Genomic DNA, 19542 nt, shown 5'->3' with positions numbered 1-19542 from the left:
TCTGCCATTAGTATGATTTTCATTAAGGTTTATTCAGTCATTTCCAGGTATTCTGCTACATTGCTACACGTTCATCAAATCATTCAAACCATCTAGATGAAATTATCTATGAATTCATAGAGTAACGCATTTTTTTGTTAAAAATACGATTAATTATTTGTAGCAAAAAAGTTGCTACTGTATTGCTACGACACGCTACATTTCAAATGCTGTAAAACACATCCTGAAATAGACAAAAGAGGACGTCTTCAGTTCTGGACTGGATTATCTTAAGTTGTTCATTTTTACGCACCACCATTTTTTGCAAAGAGTTCCTTATTTATAATAATTTTTTATAAAAAAGGAAAATAGTAAAAAACGAAATTGCGCGAGCATTTTATTTGGGATTGTGTGATGTAGCAAAGAGTAGCGGTTATGTAGCGTTATCATTGCTACATTTTTGCAGGGTATTTTGATACAGAGATAGCGCCACAATCCTTTTATACTCACCTTTATCAAGGCAATACAGATTACTAACCAAGAAAGTGTAGCAAATGTAGCGATGTAATTTGTTATGTAAATTCTGACTGTAATCGGGGTTTGAACGATGCTAAAATCACCAAAATTCAGCTTTCTTTAAATAATTTCTATGACCCATCATCATATAGAAAAAGAAAAATATGAGCCTACTTTAGATCAAGTGCTTTATTCAAATTCATTAACTTTAACTACTTATGACTTAATTGAAGCTCCTATTTTTATCAAAGATAAATTGGGCCGTTATCTTTGGGCAAATGCTTTTTTTATCAGCCGTTCAGCGGGCTATAGTTCACTTGGAGAAATCACTAATAAAACTGATACTGATTTTTCTTGGCATGAGTATGCTACACAACTACGTAACAATGATAGGTCGGTGATAGAAGCCAGGCAGAGCCAAAGCCATTACGAGCAAATTATTCGACACGATGGAACTTACGTTAATATCCTTACTAAAAAATCTCCTCTTGTTGACAGTTCTAGCGAATTAATAGGATTAATCGGATTCAGTATTGCATTACCACAATTGCATGGTATTGCTGCTTTAAGTGCTCGCGAAAGAGAATGCCTTTATTATTTGTCTAAAGGATTTACTGATAAAAAAATTGCGAAACAATTAATTATTTCACCTCGAACAGTAGAAACTCATCTTGGTAATGCGAAATACAAACTAGGGGTCAGCACCAGAGCAGAATTAATAGCGACTTTTTCCCGCGTCTATCCGTCATTTTCCGGATAAAAATTCAAAATCCTAGTGATTATACTACCGCTGAATTAATTAAAAGGACTATAACAATGCTATCAAAAAAATTTAAAAATCAACGTGACTCAATTCTTGAATTGACGCTTTTGCCTAATAATCAGCTTGAGGGCTATTTTACAACAGCAGTAGCTTCCAAAGAATGTCAGCAAATTATTGGCCAAAGGCAACTCATTACTGGACTATGGACAGGGAATACACTGACATTTAGTGTTGTTTATGAGCAATGTGGCTCAATTTATAGTGTGGTTGGTAATTTTGATCAAGAAAAAAATCACATCGATGTGATTGGATTAATCAATCATCAATCAGATGATGCGACAGGAAAAGATTGCGGTTCTCGCTATATTACTCATGATACTTATAACAGCATAAATTAATTACTGGATAGAAGAAGAATTAACAAGAAACTTCAATTATAGGCAGGTGATTATCGCCGCACTTCTCAATGTTGTTTATAACATCTCAAAACGGAAAGCCTGATAAGAAGGTGATTCATATGGATGAGCCTTCTTTAAGGCTGCAACAGCAGCTTTGATTTGCTCTTCAGTACAGATAATTTCTACTTTATATTCAGGTACTCTTTCAAGCTGATTGATTTCTCCAATAAAAGCATGGCTGCCAGGTAATGGCATAAATTGCCCCTCACCCAATGTTTGCCAAGCACAATGTTGATAATGATCAACACTTCCTGCGCCTGTAGCAAAAATAGCATTTTTAACAATTTCTAAATGTGTTTCTGGAACACAAAAACAAAGCATGTACATGATATCACCTATGGGGAAATTAATTCTGATTTCCAAGAATCTTCTATCTTCGTATAGCGAATTACTTCAGAAAAAGAAATAGAGCCGACCGTGTAGAAAATCCATGTTTTTGGGATAAAGCGAAAACCGAAATAATACTCGCTCATAGGGATAGGAAGTCCTGCAAATTGATCACTCAATTCTTTTTTCCTGGTTTCCAATTGGTTTAAATCTTTAATGACAAGTCCTGAAGTAGGAGCATAAGCAGAGAATCTCAATTGGCGTTCACGAGGAAGAGTACTCCAAAAAGCTTCATTTTCTTCTTGAGAAATTGGTATTGCTGTACCTTCTAAAATAACTTGTCGGTTCTGCATCGCAAATAAAAAATTTAAACAGGATTTAGGGTTATTTAATAATTCAGCAACCTTGCGTGTTTTTTGCTGCGTAAAAAATAAAAGACTCTCTGTTTCAATTTCCCGAATGGCAACCACTCGACTATGAGGTTCACCAGAGCTGCTACAAGTACTTAAAACAGCACAGGCAGGGTCCTCAATTCCTCTTTCTTTTTCCTTGTTCAACCATTCTTTTAGCATGTTAAAGGGCATGAGTTTCTCCTGTAAATTGGTGTGATAAAGTTAAAAGTATTAAACAACTCATGTTGGCACTTTGCATGCGCGTGGATTCACTTCCACCATCGTTTTTGAACCTGATTTTACAATACGTATTTGATTGTGCTCCACTAATAATTCAACCGCTTGGTCGCGTTTTATTTTATCTCGCAATGGACTTAATTGTTGAATAGTTCGTAAGGTTGTTGAACTAATATTTTTTTCAATAAACCAGTCCATAAGTTTTAGGGCATCGGAAAACTGCAAAGAAACGGTTTCAGTAGGCATAATTCGTCGTGCTTCTTGCAAATGCCAACTAATTATTTCAATGGCATTTTCAGTATGCTCTACACTAATATCCCCATGGCGTCCTTCAAAGAGATGAAAAAGTGCTGCAAGCCGCGCTGTATTTTCAGCCGCTTTTGACGCGAAGTCAACGACATCGACCCACTGGCCTTGAGGTTTTAACCCAGCTTCTACAGCATTAAAAAATAAAATCCATTGTTGTTTTGCTGCAACACTCATTTTCAACAATGGAAGTTGAATACAACCTTGATGGCTTAATTGTTCTGACTGGTTTAAGCAGGCAGTGACACGTTGCTCATAATGGGTTAGAGAATGTAAAGAGGCAGGCGGCTCTTGGTAAAATCGATTTCCCATGCTGTTGGCAGGATAAGCCATCAGGCAACGAGCTAAAAACCCGCTTTGTCGACTAATACCTGATGCTTTCTTGGTAAGTTGTTGTAATATAAGTGGTTGCATCATCAAGTTAAGTGTTAAACGTCGATTTTCAATGGTAAATCCTTGCGTTGTTTTACGATGAGCCGTAAACGTCTTGCCGTCCCACAAACGATTAAGCAAAGCTACAAAACGAGTCGGATTGCCTTGCATGCTATGGCTACCTAAGATGATGCCTGCCTCATCAGACCATAAGGATGCAGAAGGCCAGCCTTGGGCCAAATGAATAGCCAGTGCTTCTTGGGTAGCATCTTCAAAATAAAGAGTAGGTTGCAAAGGAATTTCCGGTTCTTGATGAATTAATTCATCGAGCATTTCTTTGGCATAATCAGAATCTTCTCCCGTATAAGTTGCACGTTTGATTTGGGAGAATAAACTGTCTTTTTCCATTTGCCATACTTGGTGTTGCGTTAGCGCTGATAACACTTCAGGTTCACGCCTTTTACGAATAAGTGTCTCCCAGTGACGCGCTGCTTTCGAAAAAACATTGTCTGCAGCAGTTTTTCGAGTACCAGAGCCGCTGGCAATTAAAAAATAAAGCGATACAGGACTAATTAAATAGTTGTCTCGTGCTACATTGGCAAGAGATTGGCATGATAGAGACATATTAGCCAAGGCGCTGCATGCAATTAAAGGTAGCGGTTGCTGTCCATATTGTTGATAGTCCACTACGGCTTTTCTAACAATTAAGGGAAGTGCCTCAACTGGATAAGGACAGTCAGGGGCTAAGATTGGAGAAAGCGGGATAGGTTGTCCCCATACGAAGCTTTGATGTGACTTATTTCTGATCTCTAATTCATTTTGTTCGATAGTCATTATTTTAAGGATTGTATTTTGTAATAGACTTTTATTTTACCCTAGCTTCAATATCATGCAAAATGAGAGGACTGAAAAGCTCTGTAGCTAAGAAAATAGAAGATCAAATACAAGAAGTAAATTCTTATTGCTAAATTATTGGGGCAACTACTAATTAATTTTTAGTAGTTGCCGTATAAACCAGCATTATGCTAATAACAGCCAACATTCTGTAAGCAGTTCTGTCTCAGAAACTTCATGATCAAAGTTGTAATAGCAAAAAATACAGGGCAAATCACCCAGCTGTTCATCGGAGCTTGGCAACCAATCACGATATAAACTATAAACGGTATCACTAATAGTATCTCGTGTTCCTTTATGCGTTGCTACAGCATAACGTCCTGCAGGTAAACGTCTTTCAACGATATTACCCTCAAGTTTTATTTGTTCTGGTACAGTAATCGCTAAGTCAAAACGAAAATCGGAAGGCTCTGTTGTCTTAGGATCGTCGTAAGCAAAACCAAACGCTTCTCCTGCTTTTGGCTTTAAGTTAATTGATTGAGATTTTGCCCAATCAATTAGCTGGTTAACACTTTCACCTAATTTTTCAGGCGTACCTCGATGTTCAATAATCGCTAAACGTCTAGCAGGTATTTCTTTAATCAATACATTCATAATATTACCCTGGTTTGGCAATAAATACGGTGGACGCTCCCAAAAACTCCAATTTGAATGCAGCCTAAACTCACTAGGACTCAGTCCACAGCTTTGTTTAAATACACGAGTAAATGCTTCATGAGATTCAAATCCCGCACTTATTGCAATTTCAATAATGGTTTTATTCCTATCTACGATTAATTGATGGGCTGCTCGTTTTAAACGAAGCCACCGAATATATTGTTGTAGTGATAAACCCGTATAAGCAGTAAATAAACGATGAAAATGATATTTTGAAAAGCAGGCAATATAACTCAATTGAGTCAAATCAAGCTTTTCATCAAGATGTTTGCCGATAAACTCAATTACTTTTTCTAATTGTTGCTTGTAATTCATGCTTTCCTCAATTTAAAACCATCAAACTATTTACACAAACCATGTTATCTTATTTATGTAGATATACTTTGACCATTTTTGCTAATTTTAATGCTGTTTCAATTGATGTAGCCAAACTCAGAAGCAACACTAAAAGCGATTCATGTTAAGAGCAAGAAACAAGCTCAAATAAACCTTATCAGGCATTGAGCAAATAAAAAATGACGATAAAATGTAAGAGTCGCAGAAATTCAAACCCACCCCATTTTCAATTTTTATAACTATTCTAATAACAAGATGAGTATATTGGGGCTATAGATAAGAAGATACTATGAGTGTATTAAAATTTATTATTCAAAGAGCAATCCCGTACCGTTGGTATTTGTTCGGCATTTTTGCTGCTATGTGTCTTATCACTATTGATAACACATTAAAGCCTTTTTTGGTCAAACAACTTATCGATACGGTTTCTGGAAGACAAAACACAAATCTATGGCTTATTGCTGGATTCTATGGATTTTTGCAAATAATGCTGGTCAGCAGCTGGACTCTTAGTGATTATTGTTTGACCCGTTACGTTGCCAAATTTAGGCTGGATGTCGCTGAACATTTTATGAAACGTCTCTATGATTATCCTTATAGTTTTTTCCAGAATCAATTGTCAGGAAGCTTAACTTCCAAACTAAATGATGTATTTCAGCATTTGCCCCATCTTATTTTTACTCTCATTAATCCGTTTTGCTATTTTCTGATACTCATTTCTATTTCTCTTGTGTTGCTCTTTTTTGTTGCCCCAGTTTTTGCGGTGATATTAACTCTCTGGGTGCTTTTATTTTTTTTAATCACCTTTTTTTCATTGCGACAAAGCATCATTTTGAATAAGGAATATTCTGAAGAAAAAGCAAATATTATTGGTCTTTGCGCAGATTATCTAAGTAATATGCTAAGCGTTAAAACTTTTACGACCAAGCAATATGAGCTCGGTCGTTTTGAACGTTTAAAGAAGCCTTTTATTGCTATTGCTGAACGTGGCGGCTTTTATCATACCTGGCTTTATGCCATTTTAGGTCTTTTTACTTCAATTTATGCCTTTGGATTTATTGTATTTTTGATTCTCGGTTACCAAAAAGACAGCTTAAGCCCAGGAGATTTTGCGCTGGTTGTAATGCTTAACTTCAATATTATTAATACAGTCTTTGAACTATCACATAAATTAAGAGACTTTGTTGTTGATTGGGGTGCCGTCACTCAAGCATTAGCAATGCTTGAGGAAATGCCCCAGAAACTAGACAAGAAAAATGCAAAAAACCTTGTCGTTAATCAGGGCCAAATTGTCTTTGATAAGGTTAAGTTCAATTATCATGGGGGATATTCACTTTTTCAGAATAAATCGGTTGTCATTGAAGCAGGGCAGAGAGTGGGTTTGGTGGGTTATTCTGGTGGAGGTAAATCGACCTTTGTGAATCTAATCTTACGACTTTATGATGTAGTTGATGGTCAAATTCTAATCGATGACCAAGACATTCAATCTATTACCCAAGATAGCTTACGTCAAGCGATTGCTATGATTCCCCAAGACCCAATGCTTTTTCATCGAAGCCTGATGGATAACATTCGTTATGGCAGGACAGGAGCTTCGGATGAGGAAATCATTTTAGCCTCTCAGAAAGCTCATGCCCATGAATTCATTAGCAAGTTACCTCATGGTTATGATGCTTTGGTTGGAGAGCGCGGAGTTAAGCTTTCAGGCGGTCAGCGCCAGCGTATTGCCATTGCTCGTGCCATTTTAAAAAATGCGCCTATTTTAATCCTGGATGAGGCCACGTCTCAGCTGGATTCCATTACAGAATCCAACATTCAAGACAGTCTTTGGGAGTTGATGCAGGGAAAAACAACCTTGGTCGTTGCTCATCGCCTATCTACTTTGTTGCATATGGACCGAATTTTAGTATTTGATAAAGGACATATTATCGAAGACGGTACACATACAGAGCTATTGATGCTTGGTGGTTTGTACAAAATCCTGTGGGATGCTCAGGTTGGCGGCTTTTTACCAGATAAAAACCCTTCGGATCAACTCAATTAATACTTAGAACAGTCCTAAGTCAGAAGGCTTTTGCTCTCCTTCTTGCTGTCCTATAGTAGCGACTGTCGTCTGCTCCTGTACACGTTGGTTCATTTCTTGAGTTGGATTTTCTTTTACGCGCTTATCAAGAGGTAATTCTTCTCGTATTGATAACCATTGCCTAATAGCACTTAAATCGCCAACGATAGGCTCTGCAATTTCTCGAAAAACAGCGGGTCCATTTTCACTATTGGTGAGACAAACAACCGCTTCATCGGTAGTAAGATTAATCGCTGCTAAATTGCGTCCAGTTCCATTGTCACCCCAATGAAATGCGATACGGGTTCCATCGGTATTTTTCTGAATACCAATGCCTAGACCCCAAGAGATTTGATCTAAAATATCAGTAGAAACTCCCTGGCTCATTGCTTTAGTATCTTTATCTCTTAATGATGAAACAATAGGTTTGAACATTTCCCACCTAACATAGGGATCGTTAACACAGGCTTTTAAAAATTTTGCATAATCAGAAGTTGTTGTATACAAAGAGCCTGCCGGGTGAACCATATAAAATTTTTGCTTAAGATTTACTGAACCATCTTTATCATGACCTATTGCTATTGTTGCAGCATGTGCTGGGGGATGACCAAAAATAGTAGTCACAAGGGGTAATTCCCTTGCTTCAACCGGTATGGGTTTTGACCAAAAAAATGGTGGTATTTGAGCAAAGCGGGCTTTGATTTCTTTTAGACTTTTTTCTTCAACTTGGCTGGAGTTTTTTTCAGTAATTTGTACGCTGCCGTCTACTGCTCTTTCAGCAACAAATAATTTATCCTTATGAAGGATAATACTTAATTGACCATGTACATCTAAAGTATCTTTTAATAATTTTTTAATGCGTTCAGGCGTTGGCTCTTCCTCTTCATCTGACAGTTTAATAAGACTGCAACCCGTTGGTGGCATGAAGCTACTATCGGTCATACCTATATTAGCGAATTCTTCTTGGGCTAAAGCTTCCAGTGATTTTGAAGTAATGTGTTCCACAATTTCACCTAAAAATTGATAAGCCACACCTGAATAATCAAATTGTTTTCCTACTTCAGAAACATACTTTAGAGATTCTGGGGATGAAAATTCATTAGGTAACCCTGCTTGATGAGATAGGATCATACGAGCGGTTAATTTTTTATAATTTTTATCAGCTCGCATCTCCAGAGGACCAAAATCACCGTACTCATGAAGTGGTTTATCTAAATCAATGAGACCTTTTTGCGCTAGTTTCAATACAATATAAGCAAATACAGGCTTACTCAATGAAGCGGCTTCAAAAACAGTTGAACTAGTAACTTCTTCTGGTTTGTTGACATTAGTCACACCCACCTCTTGCGTAGTAACAACTCCGCGGTCAGAAATAATTGCTGTAGCAATACTTGGGATATTAGTTCTTTTTTGCAACTCACCTAAGGAGCTTGTTAGCTCTTTAGATGGATTGGGTCTTGGAAATGGATTTATGCCCCAATTATTCGTTTTACCACATAGCTCATCAAGAGTTCTAGCAAAACCCCATTTGGGGAAAAAATAGTGTGAAGCCAGTTCTATTTGAATTGTCGAAGGGATAATGTGTTCCGCAAGAATATGTCCATTATGCGAATTAGCAAAGAATACCACGGCACTCTTATCTTTTAAATTGACTGCAACCCATGCTCTACAATCATTCATGTCGCCTGAGTGGTAAGCCGTAACAACATCCTCCTTTTCATTGGTTTGTAGCCCCCAACCTAAGCCCCATGCGACATGACTTAAAATGAGCTCGGGTATCTTGTCTCTAGCAATTCCGATCGCTCCAGCTAAACCTCTATCGTGCGTCATGAAGGCATGCGGAACAAAAGGATTTTCAATGGAGTTGTCATGGCTTAGATGTTTGACAAACTTTGCATAATCTGTTGCTGTAGTTCGTAGTGTATTGGCGGCACATGGTTTGGGTTCTTTACATCCATATTGCGAGATTACAGCTTCTATCAACTCCAAATTGTTTGAAAGTTTACCTTTATCAGGTAACTGTCTAAGAATTCCTGGAACTACTCTTTCCGGAAAAGAGCGATTGACTATTTTTCCATTCTCTAACCAATAGGCTGTTAGTTGCTCATCTTCTTTTAGTATGACAATCTGACCAGGCTTCATTTCATCAAACAAGGGTTCTTTTTCAGCATGCAAAAGCAAGTGATAGGCCTTTGGTGGCTCATAAGTGCTATGAGTCATGTCACAATGATCAAACACATGGTTTTTGGCCAATGTTTCTAGATTTGCTTCAGTCAATTTTTCAATCACTTGATGTAAGTACACAATACCAACATTTGAATATCCATGCATTTTTTCTTTAGAATCTTTTTCTTTAGGATTAGGAATGAACTGAAACTTCATTTCACCATGAGCAAGGCCTGTTGTATGTGATAACACCATCCTTGCAGTAAGTGCTTGGGCACAGACAACAGCAGATGTGTTAGACATATCAAATTTCATTCCATCTATCTCAAATTCTTCTAACGGCAAGATATGAAAAAGAGGGGTATCTAAATCAAATTGACTCAGGTTGAATTTATCTAAATTAAATTTACCTGTCCCTTTCTCTGCTTGATTCGTCGCATTTGACTGAATCAACTTTTGCACTAAATAAGCAAATACGGGTTTGCTTAGCGAGGCTGCTCCAAAAACGGTTTCTGGTTTCACTCTCGTAGGTGGTGTAAGACCTGTTAGAGTAGTTATTAATTCAGACTCTTGAGGATCGGCCAATTTATAGGTATCAGTACAACTTTTTCGTAACTTTTGATATGAGGATTGATTACTTTCATTTAACTGTATTTGATGAACGCTTTGTGTCGTTTGATTTACATAATAAAGTTTGTCGTCAAATAAAACTACAGCATCTTTAGTTCCTAATCCCAGCTTATTAAAGGGACACTTGAGTGGATCAACTGGTATTGCAAAAAGACCGCAACCCTCTGTAAGGCCTTGTTCTTGAGTAGATATGATTCCATCACTGCTTATGAAGGCAATAGAAACTCCTGGAATCTGTGCTTTAGACATGACGTCCAGCAAAAGTAATTCTGCCATTTTTGCATAAGACATAAAATTGCTCAAAATACAAACTAGTGATTTAATTATACCTGATGCCGTAAAATTTATTCTCAATCAGCATTTTTTTACGAATTTTTTAACATTGGCGGATGCTCAGGTTGGCGGCTTTTTACCGAACAGAATCCCCCTAGATGGATTAAGTTGATATTTAATTAAGATTGGATCGGTAAAAATAGCACCGATCCAAATTTACATCTATTGTTTACATTTTGTAGGCATCTAAGATACTTTTAAGCCAAGTCTTTGCCTCTAGACTGACCTTGTCATCATTCAAAGCAATGTCACAAACATCATATTTTCGTGAAATTTCTTCACCATACATATCATCTAAGGCCTTATTCCAAAGCATTAGTACAGTGGAAGCTGAAGTTTTTCCTACTTGTTCAAGAATGCCATAAAGTCTATCCTTCCAATAAGCATCTAAAGCTTTTTCTAACCATGCCATGATCTCTGATGTTAATCCAATGTCGTCAAGACCTTTTCCTTCTCCAAATCCTTTTTCCCATTTTTTGGTTCTTAGATGAGCATATTTTTTACCGTATACGCTGTTAACCCATTCCATGTAGTTTTTTCCTGTTTGGATACCTATAGTGGAATCAGGATCGTGTTTCACGTTTTGTTTCAGTTCATCTAAGAGTTGATGCCATTGTTTTTCAAACTCAGCCTTATTATTTGTTTTCATTTCCTTTTCAAATGCTACATATTGTTTTAATTCATCAGGAGTGAATATTTCCTTAACCCAATCATGTTCAAGATGTTCTGCCATTTTATATACCTCAATCAGCTGAATAATGGTTTCCCATGGAATGGATTGATTGATATCAACAGAGTTAATAATGCTTCTTAAGGTTTTAGCTCCGGAAGTACATGCCGCTGCTTTTTGTTCTAACACTTGAGCTTGGGCCTCAAAATGGTTTAGCGCATGACGTTCTTCAGAGAGCAAGGTTTTGATTTGTGACAACTCAAAACCAAAAAACTTTAAAGCAATAATCTGTTGTAATTTCAATAAATCCTTCTCGGAGTAAATACGATACCCATTGGACTGTCGCAATGAAGGTTTAAGTAAACCAATGCGGTCATAATGATGCAATGTTTGCACCGAAACACCGGTCAATTTGCTTAAGTCTTTTACGAACCATTGAGTCATAGTATTACCTCCTTAGGAACAAAGGTAAGATATATAGTAACAATAGGGTCAAGCGGTTTTTTCATAAAATGGATGTTTATTTTTTTATACCTAACGTTTCAAGGACAAATCGGCAACGCTCTTCAATCGCATTATTAGGCACAAGCACAATTTCAAAACCAAACTCTTTGTATACCTCTATGTGAATTTGCTCAAAAATAAGGGCATCTTCATAACTGATTTTGCGAGCGGAGGTTGGTTCAATAAACCCCAAGTTCTCAAAAAAGAATACTTTGCGTTGATAGATACCCGCTTTTAGGCAGCGGTCAACTTCAGCTAATAAAACAGGTGAGGGTGTAAAATCACGATGATGCCAATGAGCGGAATAACGTCCCAATGCATAAGCACAAAATGGTGATCGATCATAAAATTGTAACTCACCTTTAGCATTCAATTGCCTTAATTTTTGTGTTAAGGCAATCTTATCTACAAAATCAGCCTGCTCCCATGGGCGCATAGTTCCCTTTGCCTGCTCTTCTGCAATGACATCCGTTGCAGATTCAGGAATCACTACATGCCCTAATCTTTTCAATGCCAAAATAACAGAAGTTTTTCCACTGCCTGGGGTGCCAGTGAAGATAAAACGATTTGCTTGTTCTAATCTATTCATTTAATTCAAATCTTTTTTGGATCTCACCGTTTATCTCAATGTTTTCAAGGAACATCTTAAGAGGTCGAACCCATAGTTTAAAATCACCGTAAAGCGCTCTGTACACCACCATATCTTCCAAGCTTTCCGAATGCCTGGCGATATCAATTACTTCATACAAATTACCTTTATAATGACGGTATATTCCTTTTTTTATAAAACTCATAGTACCTTCTTCATATAATAACGCTTATGACCTTTAGGGCAGTCATCCAGAACTCCAAACTCTTCGTAACCATATTTGAGATAAAAATCTTTTGCTTGAAAATCAAAGGTATCGAGGTGAATTAAAGTAACTCCTAATTCTTTAGCTTTTTCCTCAACTTTATTGAGTAAAATGGTACCCAAACCTTGGTGGCGATATTTTTCCTCAACAAAAAAGACACTGATGTACAGGATCTTCCATGTATAAACCTCCGAACAAATACCCGCTATTATTTCATCACCATTCTTGATCGTAACATTTATATCAATTACTTCAGGTTTTTGTGTGGAAGGGACGCACGATGTATTAAACTCAAACAACTTTTGATCTACAATTTTAAATGAATCTTTTGCATTGAACTCCAATTTATAGTTTGTATTTGGTACATACACATCGTGGCTATCAGTTGTTTTTTTAATTACGGCATCACTTTCTGCATGCAAATTGGTTAATTTTTTAGTAAACCACAAAATTAAATCATCATCCAAAGGATATGTTTCCCCAGGAATGGTTGGTTTATAACTATAAGTTACCCCTAAACCATCAGGAATATAACCACGGGTAACATAAAGTCGTTGAGCTTGTCCATATCCTCCATCGGAACCACCATATAACCCAACACCAATACCTACAACATCACACTGACTTGCTGCCTTGTCTTCAGCAACAGTGAGTAAAGCACTGCCTATTCCGAGCTTGCGAAAAGCAGGCAATACATTTAAGTCCATAATTTCTGGGATTTCTTTATGAGCAAAGGGTTCATAGTGTGAGGCCCATTTTAGAGTAACATAGCCCGCAATTTGGTCTTGAACATAGGCTACCCAAACTACTCGCTCAGATTGTTGTTGTTCTTGATGATACCCTTCAAACAAGACGTAAGGTTTTTGCCAATTTGCTTTTTGAAACGCATCGACCAAAACGGGGATATCAGATAATTCCATTAGCTTAATGGCAATTGACCGTTGGTTTTCTGCTAAAGGTTCAAGCTGTTTTATCATGTACACCATATTCCACTCATACCCTGCAGGTTTTAAATCAAAAAGAGCGTTAAAACCAACTGACTGATAAAATCGGTAGGTTTTAAGGTAATTCTCTTCCAATTCAGAGGGGCTAAGTGTTTCAACGGTTATGGTTTTAGCTCCTTGTGTTGCAGCAAAATGGCAAGCCGCTTCGATTAATTGCTTTCCTACACCTTGACGATGATAATCACGTTTTACAGCCATCCAGTAAATATTGGCATTATTAGGATAAGGAAAATCAATAGAAACGAGGCCCATAGTGTCATCTCCATCTTTCGCCGCAAAATTAGTGCGTGTGTTTACACCTATTGCGTAGTGCTCGTTCGCTTCTGGTAAACCAAAGTATTCTGGCAAATCCTTTGTAATGGTTCGACATAAGGTTTGAGCCCAATCTCCCGTTATTTTTTCGATTTGAATCATAGTATTTTCCCTACCGCAGTATCTCTCGCATCACCTTCATAGCCATCTGGATCATCAAATGGCATGTCGATATAACCATTATTTCTATAAAATCTTAGAGCATCCGGTGAGGACTCCACGTGCAAGCTTTGATATCCTTGGTTTTTGAGCCACTTTTCACATAACGCCAAGAATTGGCTACCGTATTGATGGGTTCTTTTTTCCTCATCAATCACAATGATACGCAAAGCGGCTCTCTGATGAGGCCATAATTGCAGATGGGCATAACCAATGATGTCGCTTCCTTGAGATAAAACAAAATGAACATGAGCATCATGCTCAAAAGTCCAAGTGTAAGGGTCAGAAAGCCCAGCTTTATCAAAAAAATAGAATTGTCTGAAATGACGTACTTTATCCCATTCTCGCGGCGTTAATGCCTTCACCACTCTTAATCCATTAAACCCTGCTTTTTTATCAATTGTTGCAATAAAATCTTCTTTGCCCAAACAATAGGCAGTAATGTCATAGGGATATTGATGGGCCAACTCTTGTTTTAAACGAGCATAAGCTTCTCTATCTTCTGGATGTGCTCTCATCCAGTCCCTAAATTTTAAATGCCGCTCGATTTCGGAATTTCCAAACTCAAAAATATGAGCATGATGTGTTCGTAGACTTTCTCCCTTTTGGAAATAGCGGCGAAAAGGAATACCGTATTCTCCTTTGGCTTCATAGCCAAGTGCCTGCATAGCAGCATTGGCACTGTCCACTTTGCTAATATCTAAAACAACTGGAATCATATCGATTACTGGTTTTGCAGCCAAACCTGGTACTGATGTGGAACCGATATGATGAATTTCAATGCAATTACTGCCTAATGCTTTTTTAATTCGCTTTGCTTCCTGTTCAAATTGCATAGGCCAATTAGCATTATAAGGAACTACTTCGATGAGTCTTTGTTCTTGGTTGACTTCCATCATTTATTCTCTCTCTTGAATATGCTGAACTATTTCACCCACAAATGCAGTGACTTCTTGATAGGTTTCTTCGGTCAAGATATCGCTTGCATGATTTAGTTCAGCTTTAGTTAATGCTCGTTGAATTAAAACTCGCCATTTTGGGAATTGATTTTTAGCCCAAGTTCCAGCTTTTAACTTAGAGCCTTGTTCCTGATGTTGGAGCACATACAAAGCCCGGCATAGAGTTAATACAACATAATATTGGTACCCTAAAGAATTTTTGGTATGAGTAACCCAATCTTGCCACTCAATGGCCTGTTTTTTGACATGCTCTATAAACTCACTATTTGATACAGGAGCAATAATCGACTTTGCTGATGGACCATATAGAATGAGGCTATCTCTTTGCAACAAATAATAATTAATAAGCCAGTCAGTCCCCGCCTGTTTGAGGTGAAACGGTTCCCCTGGGCTAATGACAGCAATTTGACCTGGCTCTGTCTTAAAATGTTGTAACATTTTATAAGATGCATAAGCTACTTCAATTCGGTCATTCCAAGCTGGAAAATGCTGAACCAGATTGGCATGCAAATCATCTAAAGCCGCGAATTCTTCTGGTGTCATTTCTTTGTTTAATGCCACAAGAACATCAATGTCGCTGGTTGTTTCATCAAAATCACCCCAAACAAATGAACCATACACATAAACGCCCAGCAAATGTTCCTTTAAAATTGATTGCAAACCGGATAGTAAGTCATTAAGTAAATGATGCACTACCCTAAACTCTGTATGTGGTTTATTCATTTGCTACCCCACTATCCACTAAGAGACTCTTCTTTTCGTTCATCTGGTAAAAACCCACCTACCTGCGCATCCCATAGTGTTTTGTACAAACCACCGCGATCTAATAGTTCAGCATGTGTCCCGTCTTCAACGATATGGCCTTTATCAAATACTAAAATTCGGTCCATATGCAGCAGAGTCGATAAACGATGTGCAACGACTAAGGTTGTTTTTCCCTGCATCAACTCCCAAAGACTGTCTTGAATGTTAGATTCTGTAATAGAATCGAGTTGAGAGGTGGCTTCGTCCAACATTAAAATGGGCGCATTTTTTAAAATCGCACGTGCAATGGCAATGCGCTGGCGTTGACCACCTGAAAGCTTCACCCCACGTTCCCCGACCAAGGTCTCATAACCTTCTGGCAAAAGACTGATGAATTCATGTGCATGGGCCTTCTTGGAGGCTGAAATGACTTCCTCATCCGAAGCTGTTGTCCTGCCATAACGAATATTATCCATCAGGCTTCGATGAAAAAGCATTGGGTCTTGTGGAATCATGGCAATGGCTTGTCTTAAACTCTCTTGAGTCACTTCGGATAGGTTTTGACCGTCGATTAGAATTTGCCCATCCACCACCTCATATAGTCGTAAAATCAAATTAACAAAAGTGGACTTGCCGCTTCCTGAATAGCCCACCAAACCCACTTTTTGACCGGCTTCAATTGTGACGGACTTATTTTGGAACAGGGAGTAACCACCTTGGTAATGAAATTTCACCTTGGAAAATTCAATTCGTCCTTGCGTGACCACTAATTGGGATGCATTATTTTTATCCTGTATCTCATGAGGGATGACCAATGCATTTAAACTTTGTCTTGCCTTGCCTAAAGCTTGGTTAAATTGGTCCACTTGGTACATGGTGTACCACATCATGTGTCCCAATTCCATGGAAAGCCCAAGAATCAAAGCAAAATCACCAATGCTCATCAGTCCCTTGCCATACAAGTGAATTAAGGTAATCGAGGCCAAACCTATCATTACCGCAATCATTCCACCCTGTGCGCAGCATAACAAAACAATAAACAGCTCTTTTCTTTGAAAAGCCCGTTGTACCAAGCTAAAAAACGTGTTCATACGTTCCACTTCGTAGATTTTGCGTGAAAAAATACGAATATTGGATTGATTCGCCAGGCTATCGACTAATTGCCCAGAAAGCTGCGATTCGGAATTTGCATGGTCATCGGACAATTGAACCAATCGTGCCGACATCCAAATACTAAATGAGGCAAAGGCAATGAACCAAAGAAATAAAATATAAAAAAACAGGACATTAACAAAATAGGCTGTAATAAATGAAACCACTAATAATGAAGCACCACGAAGAAAGTCGATAGACACGCGATGCAAAATAATCTCAAGATTATCAGCAAGAGTAGTAATTTGTGTGGCAATTCTCCCCGATAGATTATCCTGAAAAAATTGCGTACTACTTCCCAACACATACTCAAACATTTGGCTAATGATTTGGTTTTTAAGCACTGCTTCGTATTTATAGTTCAAGTACCCGATTGTTCGCCAGGTGATATTGTCAAAAACAATAAAGTTCACTACCAGTAATCCAGCGATCCAATACAAAGAGGAGAAGTCCGTACTTGTTTTTGCTGCCAAGGTATTAATAAAGGATTTAATCAATAAACTATTAAACGGTCCCCAAAATCCAGCCATTAAAGCAAGCAGGATAAATAAAAAAACCATGCGTCGATACGGTTTTAAAAAATGCCACATAAAAGAGCCTATGTGGTTAGGCAAACGATTAGTCATGATGAACACCCTCTGATTGTTCCTCATTGAAATGATGTATCTTCCCTTGATGAACGTGATACTTAGTTTCAATGTGAATGGAATCTAAAAAATCATAATCGTGAGAAATAACCAGTATTGCACCTGAAAATTCACGTAATACTTGAATGATATGATCGCGTGTTTCCAGATCTACATTGTTGGTTACCTCATCTAAAATAATTAGCTTAGGCGGATTGGCAGCAATTAAGGCTAAAGAAAGCCTTGCCTTTTCACCACCAGAAAGATCTTTGACCTTTATTTCTACCTCGATGTTTTTGCGAAATAAAAAGTCATTCAAATGGACACGAAGTTCAGCATGAGAAGCATGGGGCATCTGACTTTTCATCAAATCCAGAACTGTTTCGTCACAATTCAGATGTTGATAATGCTGATCGAGATACCCAACTGTATTGCGCTCTGGAAGAGTCCACTCACCTGTTCTCTTAATGTGACTATCCTCCAAGATCGCTTTGACAAAGGTGGACTTCCCTGATGCGTTGTCCCCATACAATGCCACCCGTTCGCAGCCATTCAAGTGAAAATGAATCTCTTCAAGAATCACATCGAAAGCCTCGTAGGCAATAGAAGCGTCTTGAATACTGATTAGGGGCTTATGGTGGTCAAGACCGTTTAATTTAAATTTGGGCTTAATCGTTTCCGGAAGGTTTAAAGATGAAAGCTCTTCAAGCACCTGTTGTTTTTTATGATTAATCTGACTTAATCGTTTATTTCCTGTTGTCATTGCATTGGCAAGCTTTGTATGAGACCGAATCGTTGGCCATTTACGCTGCGCTATCTTTTTTTCACCCTGAACACGAGAACGTTTATTCCGTTCTTGTTCTCTCATTAGAGCAAGATGTGATTCTTTCTTCTCCCGTGAAATCCGTGATAATTCCTGTTCAATCGATGCTTTCTTGTCTTCAAGCATTTGCTGATAATCACAATAAGCCCCTCTAAATACAGCGAGCTTACCTAAATCAATATGCCATAGAGTATCTGCGACTGTATTGATGAGCTCCGTATCATGAGAAGCAATGACCAACGTCCCCGGATAATGCAGGAGCATACGCATTAAAGAACGGCGATTGCGTCTGTCCAGATGATTTGTGGGTTCATCCAACAACAACACATTCGGATCTTCAGACAATATCTTGGTTAATGCTTGGTTTAATCGTTGACCACCACTTAAATCAGGACATTCTTCAATCACTTGGGGTAAATAACCAATACGAACATCCTGTGGCATTTTAATTTCGCCAGCAGAGGCTGAACAAAGACCAGCAAATCTCTTAAGTAAGGTTGATTTTCCTGAGCCATTTCGGCCAATCAGTGCAATACGCTCACCAAAGTGAATTTCACCACTGAAGTCTTGAAAACAGATTTTATGCGGGTAGATAAGACCTAGGTCTTTAAATTGAATCGGTTTATGATGCATGATTTACTCTTAAGCATATCTTTTAGGACAATAAAAATAGAAAATCAAAAATGATTTACTCTCTCTGCCCTGTAGAAGGGCGTACTTAAGATGTAATTTTCATGGCGTTATAAACCTACTTTTGATGGTTTTTTATATCACTTGATATTTTAATGCAAAATAGTTGCTGATGTCAATTTTTATTTCACTCTCTTTGGGCTCGCGAAACCATCTTTTTTATAAGAATTTCTTAGGCTTCAAATAGGCCTAGTGTAATGAAATGAACTCCTTATTTATTCCAATCCGTAAACTGGGATATTATCCCGTCTGTAAGGAGAGGAGTCCATTTCATTACACTAGGCCTATTTGAGGAAAAAGCGAAGGATTGGATGGCACAACAATCGAAAAAACTTTCATCCAAGGTTAACATACATTTTAATTATGGCGGCAAAGGTAGTGTGGTTACAATTTTTGCTTCTTTAGAGGAAGCAGAATGGTTGATGTCACATCTTAATGGTGAGTCACTAAAAAAAGAATGACTGAACACAATTTATTCGATAGAATGATCATAATTTAACCGCTCCAGGAAAAAGTGTTCGGTTGACTGTTGTTTCAAACCAAATTAAGGAAAATGGTAATGAGTAACATTCTAAACATTAAAAATCAATTTCACCTCTCAATACACAACCTTAATG

At 37.9% G+C, this 19542-nt stretch carries 17 protein-coding genes; 4 read left to right on the top strand and 13 right to left on the bottom strand.

Features of this window, described 5'->3' with window-relative positions; all coding sequences use genetic code 11:
- Positions 1-628: 628 nt before the first annotated feature.
- Both Lstg_RS16015 and Lstg_RS17605 read left to right on the top strand, forming a co-directional pair.
- A complete protein-coding gene (locus Lstg_RS16015; RefSeq protein WP_058478615.1) occupies positions 629-1255 on the top strand; it encodes a PAS and helix-turn-helix domain-containing protein in 627 nt (208 codons plus the stop codon).
- A gap of 56 nt (positions 1256-1311) precedes the next feature.
- Positions 1312-1656 (top strand): avidin/streptavidin family protein, encoded by a 345-nt coding sequence (locus Lstg_RS17605; protein ID WP_058478614.1) that lies wholly within the window; start codon positions 1312-1314, stop codon positions 1654-1656.
- A 75-nt stretch (positions 1657-1731) separates the two neighbouring features.
- Here the strand turns inward: Lstg_RS17605 and Lstg_RS16005 are convergent, their stop codons facing one another.
- The 4 genes from Lstg_RS16005 to Lstg_RS15990 all read right to left on the bottom strand — a co-directional run bounded on the left by Lstg_RS16005 (position 1732) and on the right by Lstg_RS15990 (position 5216).
- Positions 1732-2043 carry a YqfO family protein gene (locus tag Lstg_RS16005; RefSeq protein ID WP_058478613.1) on the bottom strand — a complete coding sequence of 104 codons (312 nt, stop codon included), beginning with the start codon at positions 2041-2043 and terminating at the stop codon, positions 1732-1734.
- A gap of 8 nt (positions 2044-2051) precedes the next feature.
- Positions 2052-2627, bottom strand: coding sequence for a pyridoxine/pyridoxamine 5'-phosphate oxidase (locus Lstg_RS16000; protein WP_058478612.1), 576 nt, complete (start codon positions 2625-2627; stop codon positions 2052-2054).
- Positions 2628-2675: 48 nt separating this feature from the next.
- Positions 2676-4184, bottom strand: a complete 1509-nt coding sequence (locus Lstg_RS15995; protein ID WP_058478611.1) for a YfjI family protein — start codon at positions 4182-4184, stop codon at positions 2676-2678.
- Between the two features lie 186 nt (positions 4185-4370).
- Positions 4371-5216: an AraC family transcriptional regulator gene (locus Lstg_RS15990; RefSeq protein WP_058478610.1), complete on the bottom strand. Its 846-nt coding sequence runs from the start codon at positions 5214-5216 to the stop codon at positions 4371-4373.
- 310 nt (positions 5217-5526) lie between these two features.
- Between Lstg_RS15990 and Lstg_RS15985 the strand changes: the two genes are divergently transcribed.
- The gene (locus Lstg_RS15985; RefSeq protein ID WP_058478609.1) at positions 5527-7281 is read left to right on the top strand and encodes an ABC transporter ATP-binding protein; all 1755 of its coding nucleotides are present in this window, start codon (positions 5527-5529) and stop codon (positions 7279-7281) included.
- 3 nt (positions 7282-7284) lie between these two features.
- Here the strand turns inward: Lstg_RS15985 and Lstg_RS15980 are convergent, their stop codons facing one another.
- The 9 genes from Lstg_RS15980 to Lstg_RS15940 form a co-directional block, all read right to left on the bottom strand.
- Positions 7285-10386: a serine hydrolase domain-containing protein gene (locus Lstg_RS15980; RefSeq protein ID WP_058478608.1), complete on the bottom strand. Its 3102-nt coding sequence runs from the start codon at positions 10384-10386 to the stop codon at positions 7285-7287.
- Positions 10387-10597: 211 nt separating this feature from the next.
- Positions 10598-11542, bottom strand: coding sequence for a MerR family transcriptional regulator (locus Lstg_RS15975; protein ID WP_058478607.1), 945 nt, complete (start codon positions 11540-11542; stop codon positions 10598-10600).
- A 76-nt stretch (positions 11543-11618) separates the two neighbouring features.
- On the bottom strand, positions 11619-12191 hold the full coding sequence (locus tag Lstg_RS15970; protein ID WP_058478606.1) for an AAA family ATPase: 573 nt from the start codon (positions 12189-12191) through the stop codon (positions 11619-11621).
- Positions 12184-12396 (bottom strand): DUF1653 domain-containing protein, encoded by a 213-nt coding sequence (locus tag Lstg_RS15965; protein WP_058478605.1) that lies wholly within the window; start codon positions 12394-12396, stop codon positions 12184-12186. The genes Lstg_RS15970 and Lstg_RS15965 overlap by 8 nt, the downstream gene beginning before the upstream one ends.
- Positions 12393-13874, bottom strand: coding sequence for a GNAT family N-acetyltransferase (locus tag Lstg_RS15960; protein WP_058478604.1), 1482 nt, complete (start codon positions 13872-13874; stop codon positions 12393-12395). Before Lstg_RS15960 ends, Lstg_RS15965 begins: the two co-directional genes overlap by 4 nt.
- Positions 13871-14827 carry a bifunctional GrpB family protein/GNAT family N-acetyltransferase gene (locus Lstg_RS15955; RefSeq protein WP_058478654.1) on the bottom strand — a complete coding sequence of 319 codons (957 nt, stop codon included), beginning with the start codon at positions 14825-14827 and terminating at the stop codon, positions 13871-13873. The genes Lstg_RS15960 and Lstg_RS15955 overlap by 4 nt, the downstream gene beginning before the upstream one ends.
- Before the next feature lie 3 nt (positions 14828-14830).
- A complete protein-coding gene (locus Lstg_RS15950; protein WP_058478603.1) occupies positions 14831-15613 on the bottom strand; it encodes a nucleotidyltransferase domain-containing protein in 783 nt (260 codons plus the stop codon).
- A gap of 11 nt (positions 15614-15624) precedes the next feature.
- Positions 15625-17412 (bottom strand): ABC transporter ATP-binding protein, encoded by a 1788-nt coding sequence (locus Lstg_RS15945; RefSeq protein WP_065235623.1) that lies wholly within the window; start codon positions 17410-17412, stop codon positions 15625-15627.
- A complete protein-coding gene (locus tag Lstg_RS15940; RefSeq protein ID WP_058478602.1) occupies positions 17405-18868 on the bottom strand; it encodes an ATP-binding cassette domain-containing protein in 1464 nt (487 codons plus the stop codon). Before Lstg_RS15940 ends, Lstg_RS15945 begins: the two co-directional genes overlap by 8 nt.
- Positions 18869-19236: 368 nt before the next feature.
- Here Lstg_RS15940 and Lstg_RS17775 point away from each other — a divergent pair, with 368 nt between their 5' ends.
- Complete coding sequence (locus Lstg_RS17775; protein ID WP_230849080.1) at positions 19237-19386, top strand: hypothetical protein; 150 nt, start codon at positions 19237-19239, stop codon at positions 19384-19386.
- The last annotated feature ends 156 nt before the right edge of the window (positions 19387-19542 follow it).

This window comes from Legionella steigerwaltii (assembly GCF_001468065.1).
Lineage (GTDB): Bacteria > Pseudomonadota > Gammaproteobacteria > Legionellales > Legionellaceae > Legionella > Legionella steigerwaltii.
The sequence above is the reverse complement of the archived record's forward strand: the minus strand, read 5'-3'. Positions and strand labels throughout refer to the sequence as shown.